General features: G+C 38.5%; 27 protein-coding genes. 4 read left to right on the top strand and 23 right to left on the bottom strand.

Translation table 11 applies throughout. From position 1 onward, the window contains the following. Window positions 1-145: 145 nt before the first annotated feature. Window positions 146-1,549, bottom strand: a complete 1,404-nt coding sequence (gene gad / locus ACFX4N_RS02160; RefSeq protein WP_377260765.1) for a glutamate decarboxylase — start codon at window positions 1,547-1,549, stop codon at window positions 146-148. 224 nt (window positions 1,550-1,773) lie between these two features. Between gad and ACFX4N_RS02155 the strand changes: the two genes are divergently transcribed. Further along, window positions 1,774-2,295: an LURP-one-related family protein gene (locus ACFX4N_RS02155; RefSeq protein ID WP_029321919.1), complete on the top strand. Its 522-nt coding sequence runs from the start codon at window positions 1,774-1,776 to the stop codon at window positions 2,293-2,295. Between the two features lie 58 nt (window positions 2,296-2,353). Here ACFX4N_RS02155 and ACFX4N_RS02150 read toward each other — a convergent pair whose 3' ends face one another. The 10 genes from ACFX4N_RS02150 to ACFX4N_RS02105 all read right to left on the bottom strand — a co-directional run bounded on the left by ACFX4N_RS02150 (window position 2,354) and on the right by ACFX4N_RS02105 (window position 12,222). Continuing rightward, entirely contained in the window at window positions 2,354-2,665 is a 312-nt protein-coding gene (locus tag ACFX4N_RS02150) for a hypothetical protein (RefSeq protein ID WP_192100405.1), read from the bottom strand. A gap of 131 nt (window positions 2,666-2,796) precedes the next feature. Continuing rightward, window positions 2,797-4,758 carry a GTP-binding protein gene (locus ACFX4N_RS02145; protein ID WP_098901042.1) on the bottom strand — a complete coding sequence of 654 codons (1,962 nt, stop codon included), beginning with the start codon at window positions 4,756-4,758 and terminating at the stop codon, window positions 2,797-2,799. A gap of 740 nt (window positions 4,759-5,498) precedes the next feature. Further along, complete coding sequence (locus ACFX4N_RS02140) at window positions 5,499-6,293, bottom strand: formate/nitrite transporter family protein (protein ID WP_013057170.1); 795 nt, start codon at window positions 6,291-6,293, stop codon at window positions 5,499-5,501. Window positions 6,294-6,481: 188 nt separating this feature from the next. Continuing rightward, window positions 6,482-6,826, bottom strand: coding sequence for a Na-translocating system protein MpsC family protein (locus ACFX4N_RS02135; protein WP_013057171.1), 345 nt, complete (start codon window positions 6,824-6,826; stop codon window positions 6,482-6,484). Window positions 6,827-7,224: 398 nt separating this feature from the next. Continuing rightward, complete coding sequence (locus tag ACFX4N_RS02130; protein WP_057273226.1) at window positions 7,225-7,416, bottom strand: hypothetical protein; 192 nt, start codon at window positions 7,414-7,416, stop codon at window positions 7,225-7,227. A 118-nt stretch (window positions 7,417-7,534) separates the two neighbouring features. Beyond that, a complete protein-coding gene (locus ACFX4N_RS02125) occupies window positions 7,535-7,726 on the bottom strand; it encodes a hypothetical protein (RefSeq protein ID WP_025751820.1) in 192 nt (63 codons plus the stop codon). A gap of 101 nt (window positions 7,727-7,827) precedes the next feature. Further along, window positions 7,828-8,391 carry an MFS transporter gene (locus ACFX4N_RS02120; protein WP_057273227.1) on the bottom strand — a complete coding sequence of 188 codons (564 nt, stop codon included), beginning with the start codon at window positions 8,389-8,391 and terminating at the stop codon, window positions 7,828-7,830. Then, window positions 8,388-9,824, bottom strand: coding sequence for an FAD-binding oxidoreductase (locus ACFX4N_RS02115; RefSeq protein ID WP_057273228.1), 1,437 nt, complete (start codon window positions 9,822-9,824; stop codon window positions 8,388-8,390). The genes ACFX4N_RS02120 and ACFX4N_RS02115 overlap by 4 nt, the downstream gene beginning before the upstream one ends. Before the next feature lie 198 nt (window positions 9,825-10,022). Next, window positions 10,023-10,160, bottom strand: coding sequence for a hypothetical protein (locus ACFX4N_RS02110; protein WP_014459963.1), 138 nt, complete (start codon window positions 10,158-10,160; stop codon window positions 10,023-10,025). Window positions 10,161-10,239: 79 nt separating this feature from the next. Beyond that, on the bottom strand, window positions 10,240-12,222 hold the full coding sequence (locus tag ACFX4N_RS02105; RefSeq protein WP_377260760.1) for a methyl-accepting chemotaxis protein: 1,983 nt from the start codon (window positions 12,220-12,222) through the stop codon (window positions 10,240-10,242). 149 nt (window positions 12,223-12,371) lie between these two features. Between ACFX4N_RS02105 and ACFX4N_RS02100 the strand changes: the two genes are divergently transcribed. Beyond that, window positions 12,372-12,596, top strand: coding sequence for a hypothetical protein (locus ACFX4N_RS02100; protein ID WP_014459961.1), 225 nt, complete (start codon window positions 12,372-12,374; stop codon window positions 12,594-12,596). A gap of 29 nt (window positions 12,597-12,625) precedes the next feature. On the opposite strand, the gene ACFX4N_RS02095 is transcribed toward ACFX4N_RS02100, so the two are convergent. Beyond that, complete coding sequence (locus tag ACFX4N_RS02095; protein ID WP_029321935.1) at window positions 12,626-13,126, bottom strand: metallophosphoesterase family protein; 501 nt, start codon at window positions 13,124-13,126, stop codon at window positions 12,626-12,628. Between the two features lie 156 nt (window positions 13,127-13,282). On the opposite strand from ACFX4N_RS02095, the gene ACFX4N_RS02090 reads away from it, so the two are divergent. Next, the gene (locus tag ACFX4N_RS02090) at window positions 13,283-13,582 is read left to right on the top strand and encodes a hypothetical protein (protein ID WP_013057177.1); all 300 of its coding nucleotides are present in this window, start codon (window positions 13,283-13,285) and stop codon (window positions 13,580-13,582) included. Between the two features lie 147 nt (window positions 13,583-13,729). Beyond that, entirely contained in the window at window positions 13,730-14,839 is a 1,110-nt protein-coding gene (locus ACFX4N_RS02085; protein ID WP_057273230.1) for a metallophosphoesterase, read from the top strand. Between the two features lie 20 nt (window positions 14,840-14,859). On the opposite strand, the gene mug is transcribed toward ACFX4N_RS02085, so the two are convergent. From mug to pxpA, 11 genes are all read right to left on the bottom strand, one after another. Next, window positions 14,860-15,372 (bottom strand): G/U mismatch-specific DNA glycosylase, encoded by a 513-nt coding sequence (gene mug, locus ACFX4N_RS02080; protein ID WP_057273231.1) that lies wholly within the window; start codon window positions 15,370-15,372, stop codon window positions 14,860-14,862. 68 nt (window positions 15,373-15,440) lie between these two features. Next, window positions 15,441-16,781, bottom strand: coding sequence for a coiled-coil domain-containing protein (locus ACFX4N_RS02075; protein ID WP_057273232.1), 1,341 nt, complete (start codon window positions 16,779-16,781; stop codon window positions 15,441-15,443). Between the two features lie 589 nt (window positions 16,782-17,370). Beyond that, complete coding sequence (locus tag ACFX4N_RS02070; protein WP_057243511.1) at window positions 17,371-18,180, bottom strand: uroporphyrinogen-III synthase; 810 nt, start codon at window positions 18,178-18,180, stop codon at window positions 17,371-17,373. A gap of 27 nt (window positions 18,181-18,207) precedes the next feature. Next, window positions 18,208-18,972, bottom strand: coding sequence for an IclR family transcriptional regulator (locus ACFX4N_RS02065; RefSeq protein WP_057273233.1), 765 nt, complete (start codon window positions 18,970-18,972; stop codon window positions 18,208-18,210). 131 nt (window positions 18,973-19,103) lie between these two features. Further along, window positions 19,104-20,468, bottom strand: a complete 1,365-nt coding sequence (gene accC, locus ACFX4N_RS02060; protein WP_029321941.1) for an acetyl-CoA carboxylase biotin carboxylase subunit — start codon at window positions 20,466-20,468, stop codon at window positions 19,104-19,106. Window positions 20,469-20,496: 28 nt separating this feature from the next. Next, complete coding sequence (gene accB / locus ACFX4N_RS02055; RefSeq protein ID WP_057273234.1) at window positions 20,497-20,958, bottom strand: acetyl-CoA carboxylase biotin carboxyl carrier protein; 462 nt, start codon at window positions 20,956-20,958, stop codon at window positions 20,497-20,499. A 22-nt stretch (window positions 20,959-20,980) separates the two neighbouring features. Further along, window positions 20,981-21,976 carry a 5-oxoprolinase subunit C family protein gene (locus ACFX4N_RS02050; RefSeq protein ID WP_013057185.1) on the bottom strand — a complete coding sequence of 332 codons (996 nt, stop codon included), beginning with the start codon at window positions 21,974-21,976 and terminating at the stop codon, window positions 20,981-20,983. After that, window positions 21,973-22,728, bottom strand: a complete 756-nt coding sequence (pxpB, locus tag ACFX4N_RS02045) for a 5-oxoprolinase subunit PxpB (RefSeq protein WP_057273235.1) — start codon at window positions 22,726-22,728, stop codon at window positions 21,973-21,975. The genes ACFX4N_RS02050 and pxpB overlap by 4 nt, the downstream gene beginning before the upstream one ends. A gap of 17 nt (window positions 22,729-22,745) precedes the next feature. Beyond that, entirely contained in the window at window positions 22,746-23,537 is a 792-nt protein-coding gene (locus ACFX4N_RS02040) for a putative hydro-lyase (RefSeq protein WP_013057187.1), read from the bottom strand. 52 nt (window positions 23,538-23,589) lie between these two features. After that, window positions 23,590-24,828, bottom strand: coding sequence for an NRAMP family divalent metal transporter (locus tag ACFX4N_RS02035; protein WP_057273236.1), 1,239 nt, complete (start codon window positions 24,826-24,828; stop codon window positions 23,590-23,592). A gap of 24 nt (window positions 24,829-24,852) precedes the next feature. Then, the gene (gene pxpA / locus ACFX4N_RS02030; protein ID WP_029321953.1) at window positions 24,853-25,614 is read right to left on the bottom strand and encodes a 5-oxoprolinase subunit PxpA; all 762 of its coding nucleotides are present in this window, start codon (window positions 25,612-25,614) and stop codon (window positions 24,853-24,855) included. Between the last annotated feature and the right edge of the window lie 271 nt (window positions 25,615-25,885).

Here is a 25,885-nt window from a genome sequence, read left to right as displayed (position 1 = left end):
GTTATTATACCAAAATTAAGAAAATATAAGAATATTTTCTTGTGTTGTTTATGGGATTTTTTGAAAATATTATCTTTTTATGCATAAAAAAACACAAAGCCATATACTTTTTTCAGAACACGGCTTTGTGTTTTCATAACAGATGTTAATGATGAAATCCATTGTCGTATTTCGTATCTTTAAGAACAGGTCTATCCAACGAGTTAAGAAATTCAACGGCCTGTTTGAAATTAACCATAAATAAATGAGCAAGGTCTCTTGAAAATCCATTTCTAACAACAATGCGCATGATTGTTATTTCTTCCATGTCTGCTGAGAGCGGGTAAGCAGGAACTTGCCATCCGTACGTACGCAGTTGTCTAGACAAATCATAAAGAGTCCAGTTTGGTGTATAGTCTTCTTTCAGTTTCCAAGCAAGAACCGGGATATCTGAACCATCAGCAAGAATTTCGAATGCGTCCATTTCTCCAATTTCTTTGCTAAGAAACAGCGCGTTTTCTTGGGAGGTTTTTTGCACGGCATAATAGCCGTCTTTACCTAAACGCAAGAAATTGTAGTACTGCAAAAGGACTTGTGCTCCTGGTCTAGAGAAGTTGAGCGCAAAAGTTGGCATGTTGCCCCCTAAATAAGAAACGCGGAAAATAAGATCTTCAGGCAAGTCCTCTTTTTCTCTCCAAATTACCCATCCCAAGCCAGGGTAAACTAAACCATACTTGTGTCCTGACACGTTAATGGACTTTACTCGCGGCAAGCGGAAATCCCAGATAAGGTCTGGTTGAAGAAATGGAGCGATAAAACCTCCAGAAGCAGCATCTACATGGATAGGAATATCCAACCCTGTTTTTTCCTGTAACTCATCTAATGCTTTTGCGATAGCAGCAATTGGTTCGTAAACCCCTGTATACGTGACTCCAAGAATCGGTACGACGCCAATTGTATTTTCGTCAACCGTATTAATCACGCCTTCTGCATCTAAATAAGGATGATCTGGATTAATGTTCACATAACGAGGCTCTACGTCCCAATAGTTTGCGAACTTCTCCCATACCACTTGAACCGATGAACTAAATACAATATTGGGGCGGTCCGTTGATAGCCCTTTACTTTTACGCAGTTTCTGCCAGCGTCTTTTTAACGCTAGTCCACCAAGCATACATGCTTCAGATGAACCTGTAGTAGAAACGCCCATCGTGGTATCAGGATTAGGTGAATTCCACAAATCCGCTAAAATACGTACACATCTCTCTTCAATAGCCGCTGTCTGCGGATACTCATCTTTATCGATCATATTTTTATCAAAAGATTCTCCGTACAAACGCTTTGCATCAGGCTCCATCCACGTAGTAACAAACGTAGCTAAATTCAAGCGGGCATTTCCGTCTAAAGCAATTTCGTCATGAATGATTTGATAAGCCGTTTCCGGAAGCATACCTTGATCACCGATACGCAGTCTTGGAATCGTCACTTCTCCTTGTCGAGAAAAAAGCGGATTAACAGGAAATTCATCAGGTAAATTTTTTTGTTCACGATGTGGGTGCCATTGAGGCATAAAGTATCATCTCCTTATGTATATCTAACAAATTGCTTTACGTTCACCTGGTGTTATAACAAGCAGGTCTCCTTTACACATTATGAGCTTTGAAACCTATTTTCATTCTTTTCATTATCCGCAGCACATAAGGGCGACCTTTATTTAGTGATACTCATAAAAATCTGCTTGGCACAACTCAAAGGGTAAAAAATATGGTAATATATTCTAAAGGAGGTTTTCGGATGGAGAAACAAGGGATTATCTTGCAAGACAAGTTTTTCGAATTAGGTGAATCTCCTATTTATAATGAATCACAAGACGTTGTTGGAAATGTCACATATAAGTTATCTATTGCTAATAAATTTGAGATTTTAAAGGACGAAGAAATTATATTTACAGGTAAATCTAAAATGTTTGCCCTCATGCCAAAGCTGATTATTTCTGATCATCAAGGAAATGAAGTTGGCATGATTCAACGGAAATTCACTTTTTTTAAAAAGAAGTATCTTTATATCAGAAACGATGGCGATACATATGAAATTACGGGGAATATAACAGATCGCAAATTCGACGTTTTGCGTTCCGGCGTTCCTATCATTCAAGTCCGCACACTCTCTTCTTTTCTGTCATTACGTCCCCACACGTTTGCTTTAGAATTTCTCGAACCTGATCTTGATAAGTGGGAAGGAATTGCGGTTGTACAAGGCGTAAGGATGATGGTGAAAGACGAAAACAGCAGTACAGCTACTGCTCCGGCTCAATAGTGGTTATATGATATTAAAAAACGAACAAACTTCAATATAAAGTTTGTTCGTTTTTTAATTAAGGGCCAAATACTAATGTACCGATGACATGGTAGCTAATTGGTACAAGAAACAAGATGATATTTAAAATAATCGCCCATAGACAGAGCTTGTCTTTTTTTATAAAGAAACCAATAATTGCAGGAACAATCATGAGCGGAACTAAAAAGATAGGTGCGATAATAGGCAGTCCTTGAAGCTTTTCAGCCGCAATAAGTCCTGTAAAAAAGTTAAGGATCAATAAAGTATTAATAATGACATATAAATGTGAAATTCCTCCAAGAATCCCACCTATTATCCCACTTTTAGTTGTTTTAACAGTGGCATCCACGTTTCTATCACCTCTTTTTTAGAAATATAAGTAAACTATACTATAATGTGGTTTTTATTGTAAAGATATGAAGAAAATAACTAATGAAAGCCCATTACGAAAAAGCACTGTAGCGATTGCTACAGTGCTTTTTATAAACAGTGCATTTTTTCCTCTGCTTCTTTCCAAGGAACCGTATAGCCCTGTCCTTTGGCGCAAAAGACGGAGGATGAACTGTATTCGGGATCCGCCTCTTTATTGTAGCGGATTCGTTCAATAACTTCTTCTTCATTATGACAGCGTTCATACCCTCCGAATAATAGAGACATCGCTCCTTTTCCATGCGTAAAAGATGCTAGCGTCGAACCGTAGGTCATAAAAGTAGCAACAGGAACTTTTCCTGTAATAATCGCTTTGTTTTCGGTTGTTACAGGAGAATCAAAGCGACCGTGTGCGCTTTGAACATCAGCTAATACTCTTCCCATTTGATCAATATCTACTTTAATTTTAAAGTCATAATACGGTTCCAGCACAATGTTTTTGGCTTTTTCTAACCCTTGTCGTAATGCTCGGTACGTTGCTTCTCTAAAATCTCCTCCGCTTGTATGCTTGTTATGAGCTCGTCCGGTACGCAACGTCACTTTTATATCAGTAATAGGCGAACCTGTCAGCAAACCGTGATGCGGCTTTTCAAATATATGCTGACGGACTAGATTTTGATACCCAACGGACAAATCGTCGGCGTGACAAGCATTTTCAAAAGTAATTCCGCTGTTTCGTTCCGCTGCTTCTATTTTCAAATGAACTTCTGCATAGTGTTTCAACGGTTCAAAATGCCCGTAGCCCATCACTGTATTTTGAATGGATTCTTTGTACAAAATTTCTGGTTCTTCAAACTGTACGTTTATATTAAAACGTTCTTTTATCAGTTTTTCGAGAACTTCAAGCTGAATTGCTCCCATCACATGAATATGAAGTTCTTGAGTCCTTTCTTCCCACGTCACATGTAAAGAAGGGTCTTCAGCATCTAATAATCGAAAAAGTTTAATTCCTTCTTTTGGATGAACAGAAGGCTCAAAAACAACTTTTGATTTTAACGTAGGCAAAAGTTCGTAGGACCGGCTTTCTTTTAACGTTCCAAGACCGTCTCCAATCGATGCTGAAGACAATCCTGTAACTGCAAAAAGTTCGCCGGCTGAACCTTCATTAACGTTTTTAAATGTGCTTCCGTTATAAGCGCGAATTTGAGTAATTTTTTCTTCGTATAGCTCTCCGTTTTTTTCATAAGCCACTTCATCACGCACCTGCAGTGTCCCGCTAAGAGCTTTGATAAACGTGATACGCATGCCGTTTTCATCGTGCCGAATTTTATATACACGCCCTGAAAATGCTTCTTCCTTCGAGTAGCGAGTTTCTGTTAACAAATCAACCTTCTCTAAAAATTCTTTAATACCGATGTCTTGTAAAGCTGAACCACTCGCACACGGGAAAAGCTGATTGGCTTGAATAAGCTTTTGCATAGCCGCTCTCCAATAAGCTTGATCATTCTTACCTTCCATAAATGCATCTAGAAGCTCTTCATCTTTTTCAGCTATAAATTCAATAAGTTCCTCACTTAACGAGCCATCTAGAAGCTCTGACGTTATGTCAAAAACATCGGGGGTTAAGTTGTGTTTAATATCATTTATAACACGTTCAGGATCTGCTCCTACACGATCGATTTTATTGATGAAAAAGAATACGGGCACACGATGTTTTTGAAGCAGCTGCCAAACCGTTTCTGTATGGCCTTCGACTCCTTCTACTGCACTTAAGATAACAATGGCATAGTCCATCACTTGAATAGAACGTTCCATTTCAGGTGAAAAATCGACGTGGCCCGGCGTATCAATTAAATAGTAAGTAGAACCGTTATATGAAAAAGTTCCTTGATCGGCAAATACCGTAATTCCTCGTTCTTTTTCAATCGCATGGGTATCAAGAAAGGAGTCTTTGTGGTCAACTCTTCCTCGCTGTTTAATACTTTTTGTATGATAAAGAAGCTGCTCGGAAAACGTAGTCTTCCCTGCATCCACATGCGCTGCAATGCCGATTGTTTTATTAGATTGTTTCATTGTTAAATACCACCTTACTGCTGTATGTATAGCTGTTACTCTCTATTTTATAATAATCGTAAGAAAAAGTGGACGACAAAGAATTAGAGCTGCTTACATCAAAAAAGAATGCGTGATTAAACATCGCATTCCTTTTTTGTACGGCTTTTGGTATCTTTTTTGCCTTTTGCTATAAAAATAGCTGCTATAAGGCACCCAATTCCAGCTCAATGCATGATGTTATTACCTGTCGCGCCTAGACTGTTACTAGTCAACCCAACTAAAATGCTGCCAAATATAATCAATAAAACAGCAAACATGAACTTCAATTTCTTCACTCTCCGTTAGTAAGTTATTAAATATGATTTGCATATGGATCATATAAACCAGTAAGTAATAATAGACTTGCTGATAAAATCAATGTTCCTGCGATTAACAAACTGTTGCTACATACCTTTTTTCTCTTCTTGCGTAAAAACATTCCTGATATAAGAAATAGTAGTGCGACAGATAGTAGAATTAACCCTATACCAATATTCAATCTTTCTTTCTCTCCCTTATGCATGTATTCCTTATCATCTAGTTAACCATAATATTATTATGAAAATAAAAAAACGAATTTGAACGTTTACCCAACCTTAATTGATTTATATGTTATCATACATAAATTGTTAAAAATACATTTTTTCACCTTTCACTATCAAAAAAGCAGCCTCTTTACTAAGAGACTGCTTTTTTTTAATGACAACTGATAAAACCGCTTAAGAAGCTTTTTTTAATTGTTCTTTTTGTTTTTGTTGATAAGAAGAAAAATAAATAAGACCTACAAATACAGCTCCACCTATCATATTTCCAATAAAGGTAGGGACAATATTTGTCATAAAATCAAACCAAGTAAAGTGACCTGCAAAAATAGCAGCGGGAATAATAAACATATTGGCTACAACGTGCTGAAAGCCAATCGCAACAAATGCCATAATAGGAAACCAAATACCAAGAATTTTCCCCGTAACATCTTCAGCACCGTATGAAAGCCAAATAGCTAAACATACAAGCCAGTTGCAGCCCACAGCGGAAATAAGCGTTTTAAAAAACGATTCATCAATTTTAGCTTGAGCAATTGCTACCGTTTTATCTAAAAAAGGCCCTGTTTCTGTTAAACCTACAATATGTCCAAAGAAATATGCAATAAATGCGGCACCTAAAAAGTTAGCAAGCGTGACCCAAAACCAGTTATGAAGCAAGTGACGAAGTGAAATTTTTCTTGCATACAGGGCAATGGAAACAGACATCATATTCCCTGTAATAAGCTCCGCTCCCCCAAGTACAACCAGCATAAGACCTACAGGAAAGACGGCCCCTCCTAAAAGATTCGATAAACTTCCCCATTCAGCTGGTAAATTACCAATTACGCGTACATCTAGTAAAAAGCCAAGCGCAATAAACGCGCCTCCTAAAAACCCAAGCATGAGAATGGAAGAAAGGGATAGCTTCGTTTTTGAAATCCCTGCTTCTAAAGCGATGTTTAACATTTTATCCGGCTTGTGAAATGCCATAAAACTCCTCCTTAACTAAAAAAGGCAGCACTCAAAAACACCTTTTACACAAGGTTTTTGAATGCTGCCTAATAATCCTGCACTTTCTTTACAGTATATCAGTCATCATTATCTATAATAAAATCAAATAAAAAACAAGCAGATCCTACTTCTCTTTCATTTAATTAAATTATGTATTTTACGTTGTTCTACTGAATATTGGTTTCAAACACAAACACAGAAACAGCGATATCTTCTTCTACTTTGATATCAGAAAATAAGTACTCCAGCTTAGCTCCTAACAAGTCTTCAAGCCCCTCTGGAGGAGATGAAGCGTACAGGTTTTGAATAAGCTTTGTTCTTGCCATATGTACCGTCTCTTTACCTTCGGTTGTTCTCGCGATAAATTGTTCAGCTGGCGTTAAGTTGCCGTACAAAGTTGAAATAGCCATATTTTGAACAAATACAGTATGAATTCGTTCTGGACCTTTTCCAAAAAGTTTTTTGCGCAGCTTTCGGATAATATCATTAAAATCATGTATTTTCTTAGACACTGGTGTATGCCCCCGCTTATCTCGAGTATGTCTATCCTGCTCATTCAAGTTTTCAACTAAGAATAAGTTACATTATACATGACGACGTTTACATTGTATACAATGTATCTGTTTTACCCCCGTTAATCCAAACAATCGCAAAACCATTACGAAATGATAAAAAAAATCCTTCACTTATTAAAGTGAAGGATTACCTTTATATCTCTACTTAAAGGTTACAAATGGATTCTCAGTTACCAAAGAAATAACTAAGAACTTTGACAAGATAGCATGTCAAAATAGTCAAGTGGTATGTTTGTACCAGTAGTTAATGCTATCACGTCAAAGTCATGGAATCCAATTAGTTTACTTTCATAATACTTTATTTAATTTAAATATTCTTTTTTGATAGGAAACCCTTAATCTTCATCACGATCTGCTCTAAATTCATCATCAGATAATGAATTTAGTTGATGGCTAAGCTTTTCGTAGTTATCTTGTTTTTGGTTTTGTTGTACATCATTAGATATAGGAGCTTCACTAAAACCAGTAGATGTTTTTCTCGTCTCTTCGCCTCCGCTAACTCCAAACCCAACATTGTTATCTGTCATCGGATTCACCTCTTTAACTGTTATTATGGAGAATTGCTCTAAAAAAATAACAGGAAACAAAAGGGATTCCCACTTAGCTAATAGCGGTCCAAGCTTCCTTACTTACACCAAATCGTATTTAAATAAGGAAATGACCTGCTTTAACCCCATAGGCAATACCAACAAAAAAACTTGCTATACCTAGTGTTTGACTTTTACATACATACTTTATAGTTAAGCCTGGAATCAGACCCCATATAATGATGAAAATAGCGAACGATACTATAATAGAAGACCATGCATCTTGCCCTGATATACTTATACCTTGCATAAACGTTTCTCCTTTCAGTACTTATATCGGGAGAACATAAATTTTTTATAGTATCTTATAATACGAACTAAAAAATCCAAGTGACCTGTCCATATATGCTTTTATAGCGAATGGTGGCGTTCAAGCTCGATTGTTTTTGGTTTTTGCCATATTAATACCCCTGCCGCTACATACATAAACGAAGTGATGTAAAAAAGGCTGCCGATTGTAAGAAAATCAATGATATACCCTGTTGCAATTACGGCTAAAGCTGCCCATATAGAGGTCCATAAATGATAGTGTCCTACTTGTTTTCCCGTATGAGCACGATCTATCTGCCTAGATAACGCTATTTTTTCTGCTGTTTTTTGAAGAGCTCCAAGTAGCCCCATTATAACTTGAATGATATACACCTGCGTGATAGTTGTTAGAACGGGAATCACAAGCATAACAACCGCCATCCCAAACGTATATAAAATGAGCAAGCGCTTTTCTCCTACTCTGTCACTCCATGAACCGATTAAAGGGTGACTCAAAGCTGCGGTTAAAGCGAAAATTCCGTAAGCTAAGCCAAATTGTGAATAACTATCGCCAAGATTTCGAAGCAGTAAAAGGTAAAAAGGAAAAACAATACTGCTTGCGGTAATCATCAGGCTTTGTGAGTGTAAGAGTTGTTTGTACGTCATTTTCCATACTCCTTATAAAATAAATTAACGAACGTTTCGTTCCGATCATATTTTCTTTTTAAATTAAAAAAGGCGGTTGTATGAGGGTAAGCCTCTTCTAACTGCTTCTTGCTTGGGTAGCCGTAGTAAGGCAAATAATAGCTTCCTTGATGCTGAAGCGTAACATCTACCATTTTTCTGACAACTCTTTGTGTATCAGAGATGCCTTGATGGTCTTTTTTCTGGTTAATAAGTAAAACGAGAGCAAACATGTCGTCTTTTGCATAAGACATGACTGCTTTATTGTCTTTCTCTACATAGCGAACGGTAATGTTCAATAAATTTAATTTCTCTGTTGATAACACTTCGCGTAAATCATCGATGTAAGAAGCAAATTCATCAACCGGAACGAAGTATTCCTGTAAAACTTCCGCTCGGCTAGCACTTTCGTATTCCATAAAATCACTTTCAGAACGCATAACATTATTTCTTGTTTCAAGCCGTCCATTTTGTCTTAAGAAATAAGCCTTTTGTGTTTCCCACAACATATCTTTTCCCCAGTCACTGTACCGAGACAGCCCTAGCATAAATTTAGGAAGTGCCACTATTTTTTCTGTTTTGAGCGGTTCGTTTGCAGTAGAAGTATTTTGAGAAGATAAACGGTAGTTTGTGACGTACATATCTGTTAGTAATTGATTAGGAGAAACAGAAATACGCGCCATATGCATACGAACGTCAGGATTATGCTGTACGTAGTTTTTAAAATACGCTGTATACTGCCTATAATCTAAGCAAATAACTTCATCTTCATACCATTCATCGTCTGTCAAACGAAGCGTCACATCTAAAATGACTCCAAATAACCCGTATCCTCCGTTTACTAAAGAAAACAGCTCAGGGTGTTTTGTCCGGCTAATTTCGATAATAGATCCGTCCGCCTGCAGGAGACGCATAGATTTTACCGTATCCATTAAAGAACCGTATCGAATATCTCTGCCGTGTACGTTCACGCTAATAGAACCTCCAACGGTAAAAATATTTTGTGATTGCATAACTTGAAGAGCAAGACCGTCTTTATGTATATATTGCTGAATATCATTCCACGTTGTCCCGCTTTGAACCGTAATTTCTTTTTGACGTGGCTTGTAATCTATAATTTTATTGTACTGCTTCATATCAAATAAAATAGCATTCGGATAGTACGTCTGCCCTCCTTGGCTGTGCTGCATGCCTGCAATCGCTATTTTTTCATGATGCTGTGAAGCGGTTTTCACCCAATCTTTCAGCTGTTTTTCAGTTGTTCCATGCTTTATTTCTTTGACTTTTGTAGGAAGAAGCCGAGCAACATCCCCCGTTACAGGGTGGCTTTGCTGCTGTTTATAAATATGATAGGAGGCATATGAACCTACTAGATAAAAAGATAAAAAAGTTCCTAACAACACGTTTTTCTTCATTCTAAACTGTAAGCTCCTTTCTTTATTTCTGTGAAATTATACCATATAAAAAGTGAAATAACACTATAAAAGTGTAGTTTTACACTAATTTATAACTTATTTTGAGAAAGTATATGAAAAAAACTTGTAATTTAATGTATGTTAACCTTATTGAAACAAAAAAAGAAAAGACCTAGTGGCTTTTCTTTTTTTGTTTCTTTATTTTTCAGCTTCGTATGCAACTAAAGCTACTCTTTTTCCTAACGTTTGTTGAAACTGCTCTTCTAGCTGTTTAAGCTTCGCATGCATATCATCGTTAATTGAAGCTGGCTCAAAGGTCATTTTTGTTTGCTCCATCAGATACTGTCACCTCTTTCATGTGTATATGTTCTACTTTTTCCAATATAAAAGAGGTCTATGACGATTTGACGAAAGTTTACAAATTAAATTTGCTAATGAGCGCTGTTAATTGTTCTGCCATTTGAGACAGAGATTGTGCGGAAACAGCAATTTCCTCCATTGAAGCCAGCTGTTCTTCAGTTGATGCAGCCACTTCTTCAGATGTAGCTGCATTTCCTTTAGCAAGGATCGCCATTTCACCCGCTGTACGGGCCACTTCTTCAACCGCTGCTGAAATTTGCTGAGCAGTCGCAGCAACTTCTTCTACTTGCGGAGTCGTTTCATTCATGCTGCTTAGAATTTGTTCGAATTTTTGAATAGCCGTTTGTGATATTGTTCGTCCTTCTTCAACTTTGTTTGTAACTTGCTCCATTGTATGTACAGATTCCTGAGTATCTTGTTGAATCGCTTGAATAAGCTCAGAAATTTGAGACGCGGACACTTGTGATTGTTCTGCCAGCTTTCTCACTTCCGCTGCTACAACGGAAAACCCTTTTCCATGTTCTCCAGCTCGTGCCGCTTCGATTGCAGCATTTAAGGCTAGTAAATTTGTTTGAGCAGCAATGCCGCTGATTACTTCTAAAATGATTCCAACTTCTTTTGAACGTTGAAACAAAGTACGAATCGTTGTATTAGACAGCTCGACGGATTGAGAAATGGATTCCATTTGTTCGACCGTTTCTCTCACGGCTTTTCCGCCTTCTACAGCTTCAGACGTTGTGTGATTTGATAGCTGAGAAACAATTTCTGTACGCTTGGCAATGGTAGAAACTCCTTGGACAATCTCATCTAAAGAAGCTGCATTTTGGTCAATAACAGCCGTTTGTTTTTCCGCGCTAGAAGCCACTTCTTGTATCGCAACCGATACTTGTTCAGTCGCAGCGCTCGTTTGCTGTGAGCTGGCCGTTAGCTCTTCTGAAGAAGCAGCCACTTGTTCTGCACTCATTTCAACATTTTGAATTAATGTGCGAAGATTGTTTTGCATCTGACTAAAAGCATACCCTAACTCGCCGATTTCATCCTTTGAATTGACGATAATCGCTGTTGTTAGATCTCCTTCACTAACGCTCAGAGCCTGATTCTTAAGCTGTTTGAGCGGTTTAATAATCGATTGCAACACCGCAAAAATGGTAAGACTCCCGATTATCAGACAATCTACAATAATAAATAGTGTTTTGTAAAAGATAGGCTGTGCTGCTTCACTAACTTCTGATGAGTACATAGTGCCTGCAACTTTCCAGCTTGTTGTTTTATTTGTAGTAAAGACCATCTTTTTTTCATCCCCGTTAAAGGTATAATCAAAAGACCCGGAGCTCTTTGCATAAAGCTTGTCAAAAAGAGAATCTGTCGCTTTTGTACCTGCTTTTTCCGTAGGGTGAACAATATATTTTCTTTCTCCATCCAAAAGAAATGGATATCCTTTTTCTCCGATTTTTACTTTGCTGACAGCTTTATTGATGCGGCTTATATCTAAATTTAAAGCAATAACCCCTGTGCCATCCGCCGTTGTTTTTGCTACAGTAATAACGGTCTGACCTGTAGAGGCTGATGGATAAGGTTCAGTGACAACTGTTTTTCCTTTGTTTTGCATGGCTAGCTTGTACCAATCTCGTTTTCTGGGATCATAGCCTGCTTGTATCACTTTTTTAGGCGATTGAATAAACTTCCCGTGCTGATTTCCTGTAAAAATGCTGACGGCTTCTGGATGAAGCGAAGCATATAAGTTAAAATCTTTGCTTAAAGTAGCCATATCTTTTTCATTGTAGCGCTCGTTGTTTACCACTGATGCAAAAAACTCTACATCATGAATTTTTGGTCCAATGGTATCGTCAATCACTGAATTAATGGACTGTACATTTTGCTGTGCTGTGTTAATAATTTGGTTTTCAATTTCATGTTTCGCCGTTATGTAAGCTGATACACCTATCGTAACAGATGGCACTAATAAGATCGCTGCAAATGCTAGCACCAGCTTTGTCTTAAAGTTATTAAGGGACCTTTTTTTTCTTACTCTCTCCATGCTATGTAGCCTCTCTCTCCGTAGTTAAAAGTGATCGTGCACTTTCTTTCTATCGGCAAGACTTCATATTCCTTTAGTCATCGAGTATATACATAATTAACAATGGGTGTGAAAAGATAAGAGTACGATAAAAAAAGTAGGTGATTTTAATGGAAGAAAGTAAAAACAGCAAGTCTTTTTCAATGTTTGAAACAGAAAAGGTTCAGCGCGGGGAAGAAAAAGATATTTTTAATATCTATAAAGAAGGAGTAAAAATTGCAGAAGTAAGAGGAACGGATCCTCAAACTCAGCAGGTTATTCCGATGCATGACTTAAATGATTACGAAGAAAATAAGCTTCACGAATATATTGCTCATTTAGACCATACAACGTAAAAATGTTAAAACAAGAGCCCTCTCTTGTTTTAGTCCTTAGAATCATAAAAAACATGTTCAAAATGCAGCGTGTTTTTTTGTATGTACAGCAGTCCAAACGAAAATTGCTTTTCACGCCGCTTGTCAGTAGCGGAACCTGGATTAAACAACGTAATATCACCAATTTGCTTATGAACAGGAATGTGAGAGTGACCGAAAATTATTGCGTCAACTTGTTCATGTTCAAATGCCAAAAGCGCACGTTTTTCAGTCGTTTTTCCTTTGCCATGACCGTGGGTTACACCAATCGTAACGTCGTCAAACGGAAGAAGTAATGAAGATGGAAGTACTTGCTGAAGCTCTTCACTGTCTACATTTCCAATTACCCCGTGTACAGGAGCAAACACACGCAGGTCATTGTATACATCTATCGTTTGAAAGTCTCCAGTATGAATAATAGCATCAGCTGTTTTCAGTTCGGTTAGGAGTCTTTTCGGAAAATGTTTCGCTCTTTTTGGAATATGAGTGTCACCTAAAATAACAATCTTCATTTATGATACGCTCCTTTTTCATTCAATATGGTGTAGTGTAGCGTATTACGTTGGAATGAAGCAACTCTATACGGAGCGTCAGGCAAAAAATTTCTCTTTTTCGTTTAAGTTTGCGAAAATACGTTACATACTAAGTTACAGAATGGAGTTTTCAAAATGGAAGTAAAAATTAATCGAAACGCAGCAAAAGTGTTAAAAAATGCGTTGGCTAGCCCAGAAGGTCAAGGAAAAATGATTCGTGTATATGTAACTATCGACCACGGTGATCACGCGCATTATGATTGGAAATTTGATACGCCGACTGAACATGATGAAATCGTAAAAACAGATAAAGATATCGATATCATTTTAGATAAACGCGAGAAATTTTTAGAAGGCGTATGGATTCAATATTTCCACGTTCCAGAGCCTGAATTTGTGATTAGCAGCCTTCACCACGCGCATCACCATCATTAATACAAAAAACACACCTCTAAAACAGGTGTGTTTTTTCGTTTGTGTGACAAGCAAAAATTTTATTGATAAGAAGAAGAGATAAAATTTTGTTGAAGCAATAAAAATGAGCTATAGTGGAATTACAGATGAAAGAAAAGAGGTTAGCGTATGAAAGTAAGTGTGTTAGTAAGGTCTATTTTAGTTGTTATTTTATATAATTTATTCGTTCTGTACATCGGATGGAACGCTTGGATGTGGCTTCACACAATGTTTGAAGTGGAAAACAAATGGATTCTTACGGTGATCGTTGTCTTTTTTGCTTATTCCTTTATCATCAGTCGTGCGTTTCAACAAGTGAGCATATTTAAAATTGTGGGATCGTACTGGTTAGGATTTATTCAATATTCGGTGCTTTTGCTTCCTATAAGTAATCTAGCCGTATATATTCTTACTCTTCTAGGCGCTTCACTTTCTACAGCTATCGATTCAATTGGATTTTTCATGATTGCCGCTTTTTTATTCATTTTTGCTTATGGTACGTATAATGCTTACAGTCCTGTGGTAAGAAAATACACGATTTCACTTGCTAAAAAGACGAATCGGAAAAACCTTCGCATTGCTGTAGCATCTGATATGCACTTTGGCACATTGTCGGGCAAAAAACATTTGCAGCGGTTAATCACTCATGTACAAAAGATACAGCCGGATCTTATTTTACTTCTTGGAGATATTATTGACGATGATCCCCACGTATTCTTTAAAAAAGAAATGGATTCTATGATGAAACAGCTAAAAGCCCCTTTAGGCACATATGGAATTTTAGGAAACCATGAGTATTACGGCGGAAAGATCCCTCAGTTTGTGGAAAGAATGAAAGAAATGAACATTCCTATTTTAATGGATGAAGTGTTAAACATAGGTGATAGCTTGTATTTAATAGGAAGAAAAGACAAGACGGACAAAAACCGAGACAGCTTTTTCGATTTAGCGAGTGAAACGGATCGTTCCCTACCTGTCATTGCAATGGATCATCAGCCGCTTTCTTTAAAAGAAGCGGAACAAGCAGGCGTAGATTTACTTCTATGCGGTCATACTCACAGAGGGCAAATGGCACCTAATCATTTAATCACCAAGCGGTTATTTGAAATTGATTGGGGCTACAAGCAAACTAATCAACTGCATACCATTGTCTCTTCAGGATTTGGCTTTTGGGGTCCTCCGCTTCGAATCGGGAGCCGATCAGAAATTATTCAAATTGATATTTCGTTTACAAAATAGAGAAAGCCTTGAGGCTTTCTCTATTTTAATGTACGCAGCAGCTTCGGAAGCTCTGCATAAATGGCGACTACTTCATCTACTTTCATTCGAACGAGCCCGCTTGAAGACGGGGCAACAAAGTCCATTATTCCTGATACCATCGATTTCTCTTGTTTACCCCACTTTACTTGCTTGCGCCCGCTGTACTGCTGATAGACACCTTTTCCAACAAAACAAACGATTTTAGGCGTATATGTAGCTATTTTTTTCTTTAAGATTTCTCTGCCTTCTGCATATTCTTCTTTTGTAATCTCATCAGCTGCCTTTGTAGGACGCTCTACAATATTGGTTAAACCGTATCCTAGCTGGAGCAGCGAGTGATCTTCCTCCGGATGATATTTACGATCTGTCAAACCTGTTTTATGAAGAATCGTCCAGAAACGATTGGTTGGATTCGCAAAATGATGCCCCGTTTCCCCGGAACGGATGCTTGGATTAAAACCGACAAATAAAATATCTAAGTTGGGTTGTATGTGATCAAAAATAGAATTCATAGTCATACGCTCCTTACAATGTAAAAAGAAAACACCCAAATTGGATGTTTTCTTTTTACTATACCCTATTAAATACGAACTACGCGTCCGTTGAATTTTTGTTTCCAGTAGCCGCTGCTCATGTTTGCAATTGCAACACCTGTTGAGCTTTGAGCACCGATGAACTTGCCGCCTCCTACATAAATGCCAACGTGGCCGTCTTTTTTATATGTATCGAAGAAAACAAGATCGCCAGGTTGCATTTGACTAGAAGACACTTGTGTTCCAGCATGCTTTAACGTCTCTGTACTTACAGATCCAAGAGGTCCAAGGTTAACGCCTACTTGAGAATATGCCCAGTGTACAAATGACGAGCAGTCAAATAAACCGTGGCTAATATCAGACTGGCTACGTCCTCCGCCAAATACGTAAGCAGAGTTTCCAATCCAGCGATTTCCTACTGTTACAACATTGCTAGCTTTTGGAGCCGGAGCGCTTGTAGGTGCCACATCATTGCTGCTTGCTTTTGGTGCTTCTGCCTTAGCAGACGATGAATCGGCTTTTTCAGCTGGTGCAGCCGCTGCTTTTTGAGCTTGCTCAGCTGCTTTCTTAGCTGCCTCTTTAGCCGCTTGTTCAGCTGCTTTTCTTGCTGCTTCTTCTGCAGCTTTTTGATCTTTAATATTTTGTTCAAGCGTAGATTGTTCATTTGCAAGAGAGCTGTCTTTTGCTTGTAGAGAAGCTTTTAGTTCTTCATTTTTTGCTTCTTTATCTTTTAGTTCTTTTGCCAGTGCATCTTTTTGTTTCTTTTGAGCTGCTAGCTGGACAGTCATTTCATCCAGTTCCGCCTTCATGTCTTCTAAGCTAGCAAGCTTAGATTTAACATCCGCTTGTTTTGTTTTTAATTCGTCTTGCATATTTTTAGTTTCTTTTAAAATACCACGGTCTGCATCTACAATAGTCGAAACAGCTAGCGCGCGGTCTACAAAATCACCAAAACTTGAAGAACCAAGTAAAACTTGTAAATACTCTACGTTACCGCCGCTTTCTTGCAGGGAACGTGCACGATCTTTTAAAATATCGTTTCGCTTTTCAAGTTTTTCTTGAAGCAGCTTAATTTCTTTTTCAAGCTGCTCTACTTGTTTAGACGTTTCTTTAATATCGGCTTCTGTTTTTTGGGCTTTTTTATTATTTTCTTCTTCTGCTATTGTTAATCGCTCAAGCTGTGCTTTCATTTGATCTTGTTCTGCTTGAAGGCGTGTCAATTCATCAGAAGCTGCTTTGATGTTAGATTGCACATCTTGACGCTGATTTTGAATTTGAGATTTTTGCGATTCCATATCTTGAATGGTAGAGGCATACGTTGGAGTTGATAAAACTCCTCCCAGGCCTAATAAAACCGTTGTGTTAAGTAAAAGCATTTTCTTTTTCAATATGAATTCCTCCGCTTTCTTGCTCTGTTAAACTAGTAATTTCTAATTATGTATCAATATGTATAAAAGTCTGACAATTTATGTAAAGTTCACTGTATTTGTCGATAAATAGCTAAATATGCTAATGAAAATCTACGAAAATTATACCACGATAAACGTTGAAAAAAAGAATAACAATATTACAATTGTATTTCAGTAGTGTAACAATTAACGCTTGTGTATACATTCATCTTTCACCTGCAAAAATACACCTTTATATCCCTGTTAAAATAAATAATCTACCGGGCTTTACACAGCACTGTTTTTAACATGATAAAATAGGCGATCAAGATTTTTTAAGCTGGTTGGATATAAGTTATTGCTAAAGAGAACGTAACAATTTTTTAACATCTACGTCTGTTTTTTTACCTTTTTCTACTATTTTTACAATATTTGAAAATGATTTTCTGAAATAGTAACAAATCTATGTTTATCTGTCGTTTGCACGTGTTTAAAAAGAGAGTGATAGGTAATTATCAAACAATATTCGACAACGCTTGGATGAAGTCATACAAAAGACCTTCTCACTGTGAGGCGAGAAGGCCTTTTGTTAATCACGCTGCTGATAATAATGTTCTAAAGCTACAATTGCACTTCCCATTCTTTCTTGATCAGGAATAACAATACGATCTACTCCTTCTTCTTTTAAAGCAGCAGCGGTTACTTTTCCTACGGATACAGCTACTACAGAGCTTTTAAAGAGTTCTCGAATGTGATCAGCTTGTCCGTGTTCTCTTGCAAACGAAAATAAAAATCGGGCCTGCGGAGCGCTTGTGAAATTAACAGCATCAATTTTTCCGCTTATTAATTCGTTTATAAGCTGTTCCATGATTTCTGCTTTTGGCGGAATATGCTGATACGGTAAAATCTCTTTAAATTGGGCTTTTTGATTCGATAGAAAGTCAATCAATTTTGGTGCAGGATCTCCGTGAAGCTGAAGCGCTACATGCTTTCCTTCAAAAGAAAATGAATGAAGTGCCCTGACTAGTCCCGCTGTACTTCCATCATCATCTCGAACGGTTGGAGTAACACCGAGCTTTTTTAACATATTTACGGTTTTATACCCGCGTGCAGCAATATTAGCTGCTTGTAAAGAAGACAGAAATTCATCCGCCAGTCCTAGCTTATCTGCTGTTTTATACAAAATTTCCGTCCCGACGCCTGTCGTAAAAATAAACCAATCATAATTTCCTTTTACCAGTTCTTTAATATCTGCTTCTAAGTGTGTGTCATCTAAAAAGATTGTTCCTTGTGCAGGTCGTACAAGCGGGGTCCCGCCAAGGTTTTCAACAATTTTGCTGATTTCTTCTACTTTACGCTGACCTACGAGTGCGACTGTTTTTCCTTCTAATCGTTTCAATGGTCTACCTCCATTTTTCTATGTATGCTACTTTAATGATCCTTGATAACCGAGTTTTTCAGAAATTAGGCTCGCCGCTTCTGTTACTTTTTGAATAATGAACGGCAGTCTGTCTCCTTGAAATCTCGCTTCAATTCCCGCTACGCTAATGCCTGCAACCACTTCATTTTGATGATTTACAATCGGCGCGCTCACGGATGTTGTAAAGTTTTCTAATTCAGAGGTGCTAATGGTATACCCTTTTTCTTTTGCTTCTTTTAATACATTTCTTAGCTTCTTTTGATCTGTAATGGTTCCAATACCTATTGGAGCTAGCTCCGTTTGAGTAATATATTCCTCTTGTTCTTTTTCGGGTAAATGCGCCAAGATAATGCGTGAACAAGCTCCTGCATAAAGAGGTGAACGCCTTCCAATTGATGTATAAAGACGCACTGGATGAAGCGTATCTACTTTTTCAATATACATAGCTTCATTCCCATCTCGTACAATTAAATTAACCGCTTCTTCTACTTCATCTCGGAGCGCTTCCATTACAGGCTTTGCGATATTTCTAATATCTAAGCGATTAGCCACTAGCTGACCAAATTGCAAGAATAAAAGTCCTAGCGAATAGTATCCTTGCTCGTCTTTTGTTAAAAATCCCATCTTTTCAAGCGAACCAACCATCCGGTGCAAAGAAGTTTTCGGAACGCCTGAATATTCCATCATTTCTGTGAAGGTCAGCTTAGGGTGCTTGATAAAAAGCGTGAGAATCTGCATGGATTTAACCACTGTTTTATTGTTAGCTTGCATAAAACCTTCTCCCTTATTTGTGCGAATACATGTATTTGATAGACGTATAGCTTACTAGCTAATGATATGTTCTTTTTATTATACATGAAGAAAAAAAGGAAAGCACTCCCTTATAAGAGCACTTTCCTTTCTTACACCGTTTCTAGTTCTTTAATTGAAATAGGGTTACTTTCTAGAAATTTGGTTGTAAAATCCCCTTCCTTAAAAGAAGGATGGTTCAGTAATTCTAAATGAAAAGGAATGGTTGTATGAATACCTATAATGATAAATTCTTCGAGCGCGCGTTTCATTCGTTGAATCGCTTCATTTCGATCTTTCCCCGTTACAATTAATTTCGCCACCATTGAATCATAAAATGGGGAAATTTCATAGCCTGGGTAAACGGCGCTGTCTACACGAACCCCGTAGCCGCCAGGAGGTAAATACATCTCGACTTTTCCAGGGGAAGGCATAAAGTTTTTAGCCGGATTTTCTGCATTGATCCGACATTCAATTGCCCATCCCTTTAACTGAATATCCTGCTGAGAAAATGATAGCGGGTAGCCTGCTGCTACTGAAATTTGTTCTTTAATTAAGTCAATGTTTGTTACAAGTTCTGTAACGGGGTGTTCAACTTGAATTCGTGTATTCATTTCCATAAAGTAAAAATGCCCGTGCTTATCTAACAGAAACTCGACTGTTCCGACACCTGTATAATCAACTGCTTTAGCTGCCGAGACCGCCGCTTTGCCCATTTTAGCACGAAGGTTTTCATCTACCGCAGGAGACGGAGCTTCTTCTACCAATTTTTGATGACGGCGTTGAATCGAACAATCTCGTTCACCTAAATGAACCACATTCCCTTCTTCATCAGCAATGATTTGAATTTCGATGTGTTTTGGCTCTTCTAGGTACTTTTCAAGATATACGCCGCCGTTTCCAAAGGCTGTTTCTGCTTCATGCTGAGCTTGACGAATGGCTTTTTCTAGCTCTTCTTCGCTATGAGCTAGACGCATTCCTTTTCCGCCACCGCCCGCTGTAGCTTTTACGATGATTGGATAGCCTATTTCTCGTGCTACTGGCATAGCAGTGCTGCTATCTTCAATCAGTCCTTCCGTGCCAGGTACAATAGGCACGCCGGCTTGTTTCATTGTATCTCGCGCTACAGCTTTTGCCCCCATTTTACGGATGGCTTCCGCTTTTGGACCAATAAAGGTAATATCATAGGATTCACACATCTCAGCAAAATCAGCATTTTCAGCTAAAAACCCATAGCCGGGATGAATAGCGTCTGCCTTGGTTACTTGCGCTACGGTAAGCAAATTACGAATGTTTAAGTAGCTTTCTTTAGAAGACGTTTTGCCAATACAAAATGACTCATCTGCTAGCTTCACGTGAAGTGCATCTTTGTCTGCTTCTGAATACACGGCCACGGTTGCAATCCCCATCTCTTTACAAGCCCGAATGATACGAACTGCAATCTCGCCGCGGTTTGCGATTAAGATCTTTTTAAACATAATGACTCCTCCTGACAGTATGTATACTTTAGCGTGATTTTACGGTAAATAAAGGCTGTCCAAACTCAACAACATCCCCGTCTTTCACAAGAATTTCAAGCACTTCTCCTTCCATTCCCGCATCGACTTCATTAAACAGCTTCATCGCTTCAATCACACATACAACATCTTTATGTTCAATGGTTTGTCCTACTTGAACAAAGGGATCGGCGTCTGCTTCTGGCTTGGAGTAAAAGGTTCCGACCATTGGTGATAAAATTTGCTTTTCATTATTGTCTGCTGCGTTTACAGACATAGAATCTTGAGGCGCTTGCTCAGTGGCAGCGGCTTTTACTTCATCTGTTTTCACTTCTGTAACAGCTGTGTCCTCTAAAGGAATTCCTGCTTTATCAATGACAACTTTTGTTCCTTCATGTTCAATATGGAGCTTTTGAATACCAGATTCATTCATTAATGAAACAACTTCTTGCAATTCACGTACGTTTATCATTTCTTGTCACTCCCGTTTTGTGTTATTTAGTTGACGCAAGGTTAACAGCAATCTTCAATTCTTGAAGCATCTGTTCTTTTTCTAAGTAGATTTTTTCTGCTTCATGAAGCGAAATGTGAGAAAAGTAAATGGATTCTCCAGGCTTTACTTGAGCTAAAAGCGGTAAATCCGCTGTGATGACTTGAGCAATTTTAGGGTATCCCCCCGTGGTTTGACGGTCTGCTAACAGGATGATGGGATTTCCATCCGGCGGGACTTGAACAGAACCTTTTGAAACAGCTTCGGACAATAACTCTTTTTTTTCTTGAAGCTGAAGAGAAGGTCCATCCATTCGATAGCCCATTCGATCTGATTGATTCGATACTTTAAAAGGCTCTTTCGTAAAATGACTTTTGCTTTCAGCTGTAAATAAATCGTATTGACTGCCGTTAATAACACGGACACCTGGTTTCTTTGTAAAATGAACAAGTTCCTTATAATTTACGGACCATGAAGAAGTATATACTCCGTTTATCAGTTCATTTGAAAGAAAAGCAGGCTTTGAAACAGCAGGAACAGATAGAGGTAAAACATCGTCTGTTTGTAATGCTCTTCCTTTGTAGCCCCCGATTTCACCTCTTAAATACGTACTTTTACTATTTAACACTTCATCAATAGCAAATCCTCCTGCTACAGATAGATAGGAACGGCACCCAGTTTTGCAAGGACCAAATGATAAAGTGCTTCCTTTTGGAATAAATAAAGGTTTCCACATCGGGACTAGCTTTCCGTTGACCGAAGGAGCTAAATCTCCTCCGGTAATTGCTACTAAACAATCACTTTCTATTTCAAGGGTAGGCCCCATTAGCGTAACTTCAAGTCCTGCTTCTTTTTCATCGTTACCAACTAGTAAATTAGCAATTCGAAGGGAATAAGAATCCATTGCACCGCTTACAATCACACCGTGCTGCTGAAACCCTCTTCTGCCTAAATCTTGAATGCTCGTTAATAACCCGGCTTTACTGACTCGCATACTCATTTCTCCCCCTCCTTTGCCTGCATTTCTTGATACTCTTCTTTAGAGATAGGCTCGAATTTTATAATATCTCCAGCCTGCAGCAAACTTGGGGGATTTTGTTCCGGTAAAAACAGTTTAATAGGCGTTTGACCAATTAACTGCCATCCTCCGGGAGTAGAAATAGGATACACTCCTGTTTGCATTCCCGCAATACCAACCGAACCGGCAGGAATAGAGGTGCGAGGAGACGGCCGGCGAGGTGTAGCAATTCTTTCAGATAATCCTCCTAGAAATGGAAATCCAGGAGCAAATCCAATCATGTACGCTAAGTATTCACCTTCAGAATGAATACTAATTACCTCTTCAGTTGTTAAGTTATGGTGACGAGCGACATATTCAAGGTCAGGTCCATACTCGCCTCCGTAGCAAACTGGAATGGAAACCGTACGATGGTCTAATTCTTTTTCTGTCTGTTCGTTTTCTAGTTTACTTTGAACGATAGAAGACACTACTTCAAAAGGAGAAACAAATTCCTTCTTCTGCTTTTTTCCCACGGCTGCTACAACTTCAAGAGGGTTATAGAAAATTGTAAGATTTGTAAATGCCGGCACGCATTCAACAAATCCAGGGAAAGGATTTAATTCTATCGAATCTTTACACGTTTTAATTTGTTTATGAATGTCGTACTGAATGCTATCTCCAAACGTTATAACAAGCGCTGAGTCGCCAAGCGGAGAAATAACAGCTGACGCTTTTGTTACGGTTTGATTCATATCTACACCTCTTTCTTTTATAAAACACCTAGTTTTTCATCTCGAATATCTGTGATAAACATATGCCCCGGAGCATGTGTAATCATAATAGAAGGTTTTGTTGCCATTGCTACTGCTTGAGGAGTTACACCACAAGCCCAAAATACGGGCACTTCCCCTTCCTTAATCGAAACAGCATCACCAAAATCCGGAGAGTGCAGGTCTTGGATCCCTATTGCAGCCGGATCTCCAATGTGAACAGGCCCCCCGTGCACAGCTGGAAAACGTGAAGTTACTTGGGCTGCCCGCACTACGTCTTGCTGAGGAATTGGACGCATACTAACTACCGTCGAGCCGTGGAATATTCCCGCTTCAGCGCATGAAATATTTGTTTTATACATAGGAACATTACAGTTTTCTTCAATGTGACGAACAGGTATGTCGTTGTTTAAAAGCGCGTGTTCAAATGTAAAGCTGCAGCCGATAAGAAAAGCAACCATATCTTCTGTCCAGTAATCTGTGATATCGGTTACTTCTTTTACTAGTTCCCCATTTTCATAGATTCGATACTTTGGAATGTCTGTACGAATATCTCCGGATGGAGCTGCAAATTTTGGCACCGGAGATCCAACGTCTGTGACATCTAAAAGAGGACACGATTTAGGGTTACGCTGACAGAACAATAGAAAGTCAAAAGCTTGTTGCTTTGGTAAAATAGCTAAATTAGCTTGAGCATAGCCGTTTGCCATGCCTGCTGTTGGTTGAATAAGCTGATTGTTACGGATTTGCTGACGAAGTTCAGCTGGAGTTAGTTGTGAAAGGGTTGTCATGTTTCTATCTCCCATCATTGCCCGCACGCAACTTACGTGCGGGCACATTGTTTTATTTAAATAATTGAGGAAGTTGATCTATTAACGTATAGCCGCCCATTAAAGCCATTACAATAACGACAAGTACACCAGAAATGGTAAGCCATAAAGGATGTTTATACTCGCCAACGATGCTTTTTTTGTAAGCAGCAACCAGTAACGTCCCAAGAGCGATCGGCAGAATTAATCCATTGATTGCTCCAACTAAAAGAAGAACTTTTACAGGTTTTCCAATTAAGACAAACGACAGAGTTGAAATAATAATAAATCCAATAATAATCCAGTTTGAGTTTTTATTAAGTTTTTCACTAAACGTTTGAATAAACGAAACGGATGTATAAGCAGCTCCTACCACAGACGTAATAGCGGCAGACCACATAACAATACCAAAGATTTTATAACCGACGTTTCCCGCTGCGAGCTGAAACACGGATGCTGGAGGATTGGCTGGGTCAATTTGTAAACCTTTAGACACAACGCCAAGTACAGCTAAAAACAACGCGATTCGCATAACAGAAGTGATGAGAATTCCTGTTACAGAACTTTTTGTTACTTGAGGTAAAGAATCGATGCCTTTTACGCCGGCATCTAAAAGACGATGTCCGCCAGCAAAGGTGATATAACCACCGACTGTTCCTCCAACAAGCGTAACGATCGCAATAATGTCAATTTTGTCAGGAGCAAAAGTTTTCACTACAGCTTCTCCAACGGGAGGTGAAGTGGTAGCAGCTACGTATAGCATTAGTCCAATCATGATAAAACCTGCAATTTGCGTGAAGCGATCCATTGCTTTTCCAGCTTCTTTTACAACGAAGATTAGCACGGCAATAACTGCACTAATCGCAGCGCCGGCTGTTGGAGAAATACCCGTAATCGCATTTAATCCAAGCCCGGCACCGGCAATATTTCCAATATTGAAAGCAAGTCCTCCAATAACAATTAAAATAGCGAGCACGTATCCTAATCCAGGAAATACCATGTTGGCGATTTCTTGTCCGCGTTTTTCAGAAACAGCAATAATTCTCCATACGTTGGTTTGAGCAAAGATATCAAGAATAATTGAAATTAAAATAACGAATCCGAAGCTTGCAGCTAAATTTTGTGTAAATACAGTAGTTTGAGTTAAAAAGCCTGGTCCAATAGCCGATGTGGCCATTAAAAAAGCGGCTCCAAGCATTAACGTCCAGTTTACTTTAGGCGCAGCCGAAAGTTTTTGCTGAGGTGTTGATTTTTTAATTGGCTCCAATATCATCTTCCTCCTGATTGTATGTAGTTTTTATTTTGAAATAGCCTTAACTACCACTTCTGATGCTCGTAAAGAACGGTTGACATGACGGGCAAATTCAAGTGCGTGAGCTCCGTCTCCATGGATGCAAATCGTATCTGCCTGCAATTCTACATCCTTACCTTGTTGAGATTTTACCTTCCCTTCTTTCACCATTGTAATAACTTGAGAAACAGCTTCGTCATCATTTTCAATTAAAGCATTTGGTTCTGTGCGAGCAGTGAGAGAACCGTCTAACTGATAGGTACGGTCTGCAAATACTTCGTTAGCCGTTTTTAAACCAATTCTGTTACCTGCTTGAATCAGCTCACTTCCAGATAATCCAAACAAAATCAGCTCAGGATTTACGTTGTAAACAGCTTTTGCTATTGCTTCAGACAACGCTTTGTTTTTAGCAGCCATGTTATATAGTGCACCGTGAGGTTTTACATGCTGCATCGATAACCCTTCCGCTTGCAAAAAACCGTTTAATGCCCCAATTTGATAGACCACGATATCGTAGGCTTCCTGAGGTGAAATATTCATGTTTCTGCGTCCAAAACCGATAAGGTCCTGCAGACCAGGATGAGCCCCAATTTGCACTTTTTTTTCAGCGGCCAATTTTACCGTTTTTCTCATGACGCTCGGATCCCCTGCATGAAATCCACAGGCTACGTTCACAGACGTCACGTGCTCTAAAATGGCTTCATCATTGCCAATACGATAAGCACCAAAGCTTTCACCTAAATCACAGTTTAAATCTACTTTACTCAATGCATTCTTCCCCCTTAACCCCTTTAATGTAAGCGTAATCATTTGCAGATAGTAAATAAAATTCAAGCTTTATTATCTGCATCAATACTTTAAGTTCCGTTTTTCGGAATCAAAGTACCATTTTTCAGTTATATTTGGATTTTAGCACGAGATGATGAATTGAACAACAACATTGTCAGAATATTTGACATAGTCATTATTTTCACTTGGATAATAATCCCTTATTTTATTGCTATCTTCTATCTATAGCCTTAATATAACGCAGCCGCTC

This window comes from Priestia sp. YIM B13551 (genome assembly GCF_042787905.1).
Taxonomy (GTDB): Bacteria; Bacillota; Bacilli; order Bacillales; family Bacillaceae_H; genus Priestia.
Note: the sequence above shows the minus strand (reverse complement) of the source record. Positions and strands in the feature narration are given on the sequence as shown.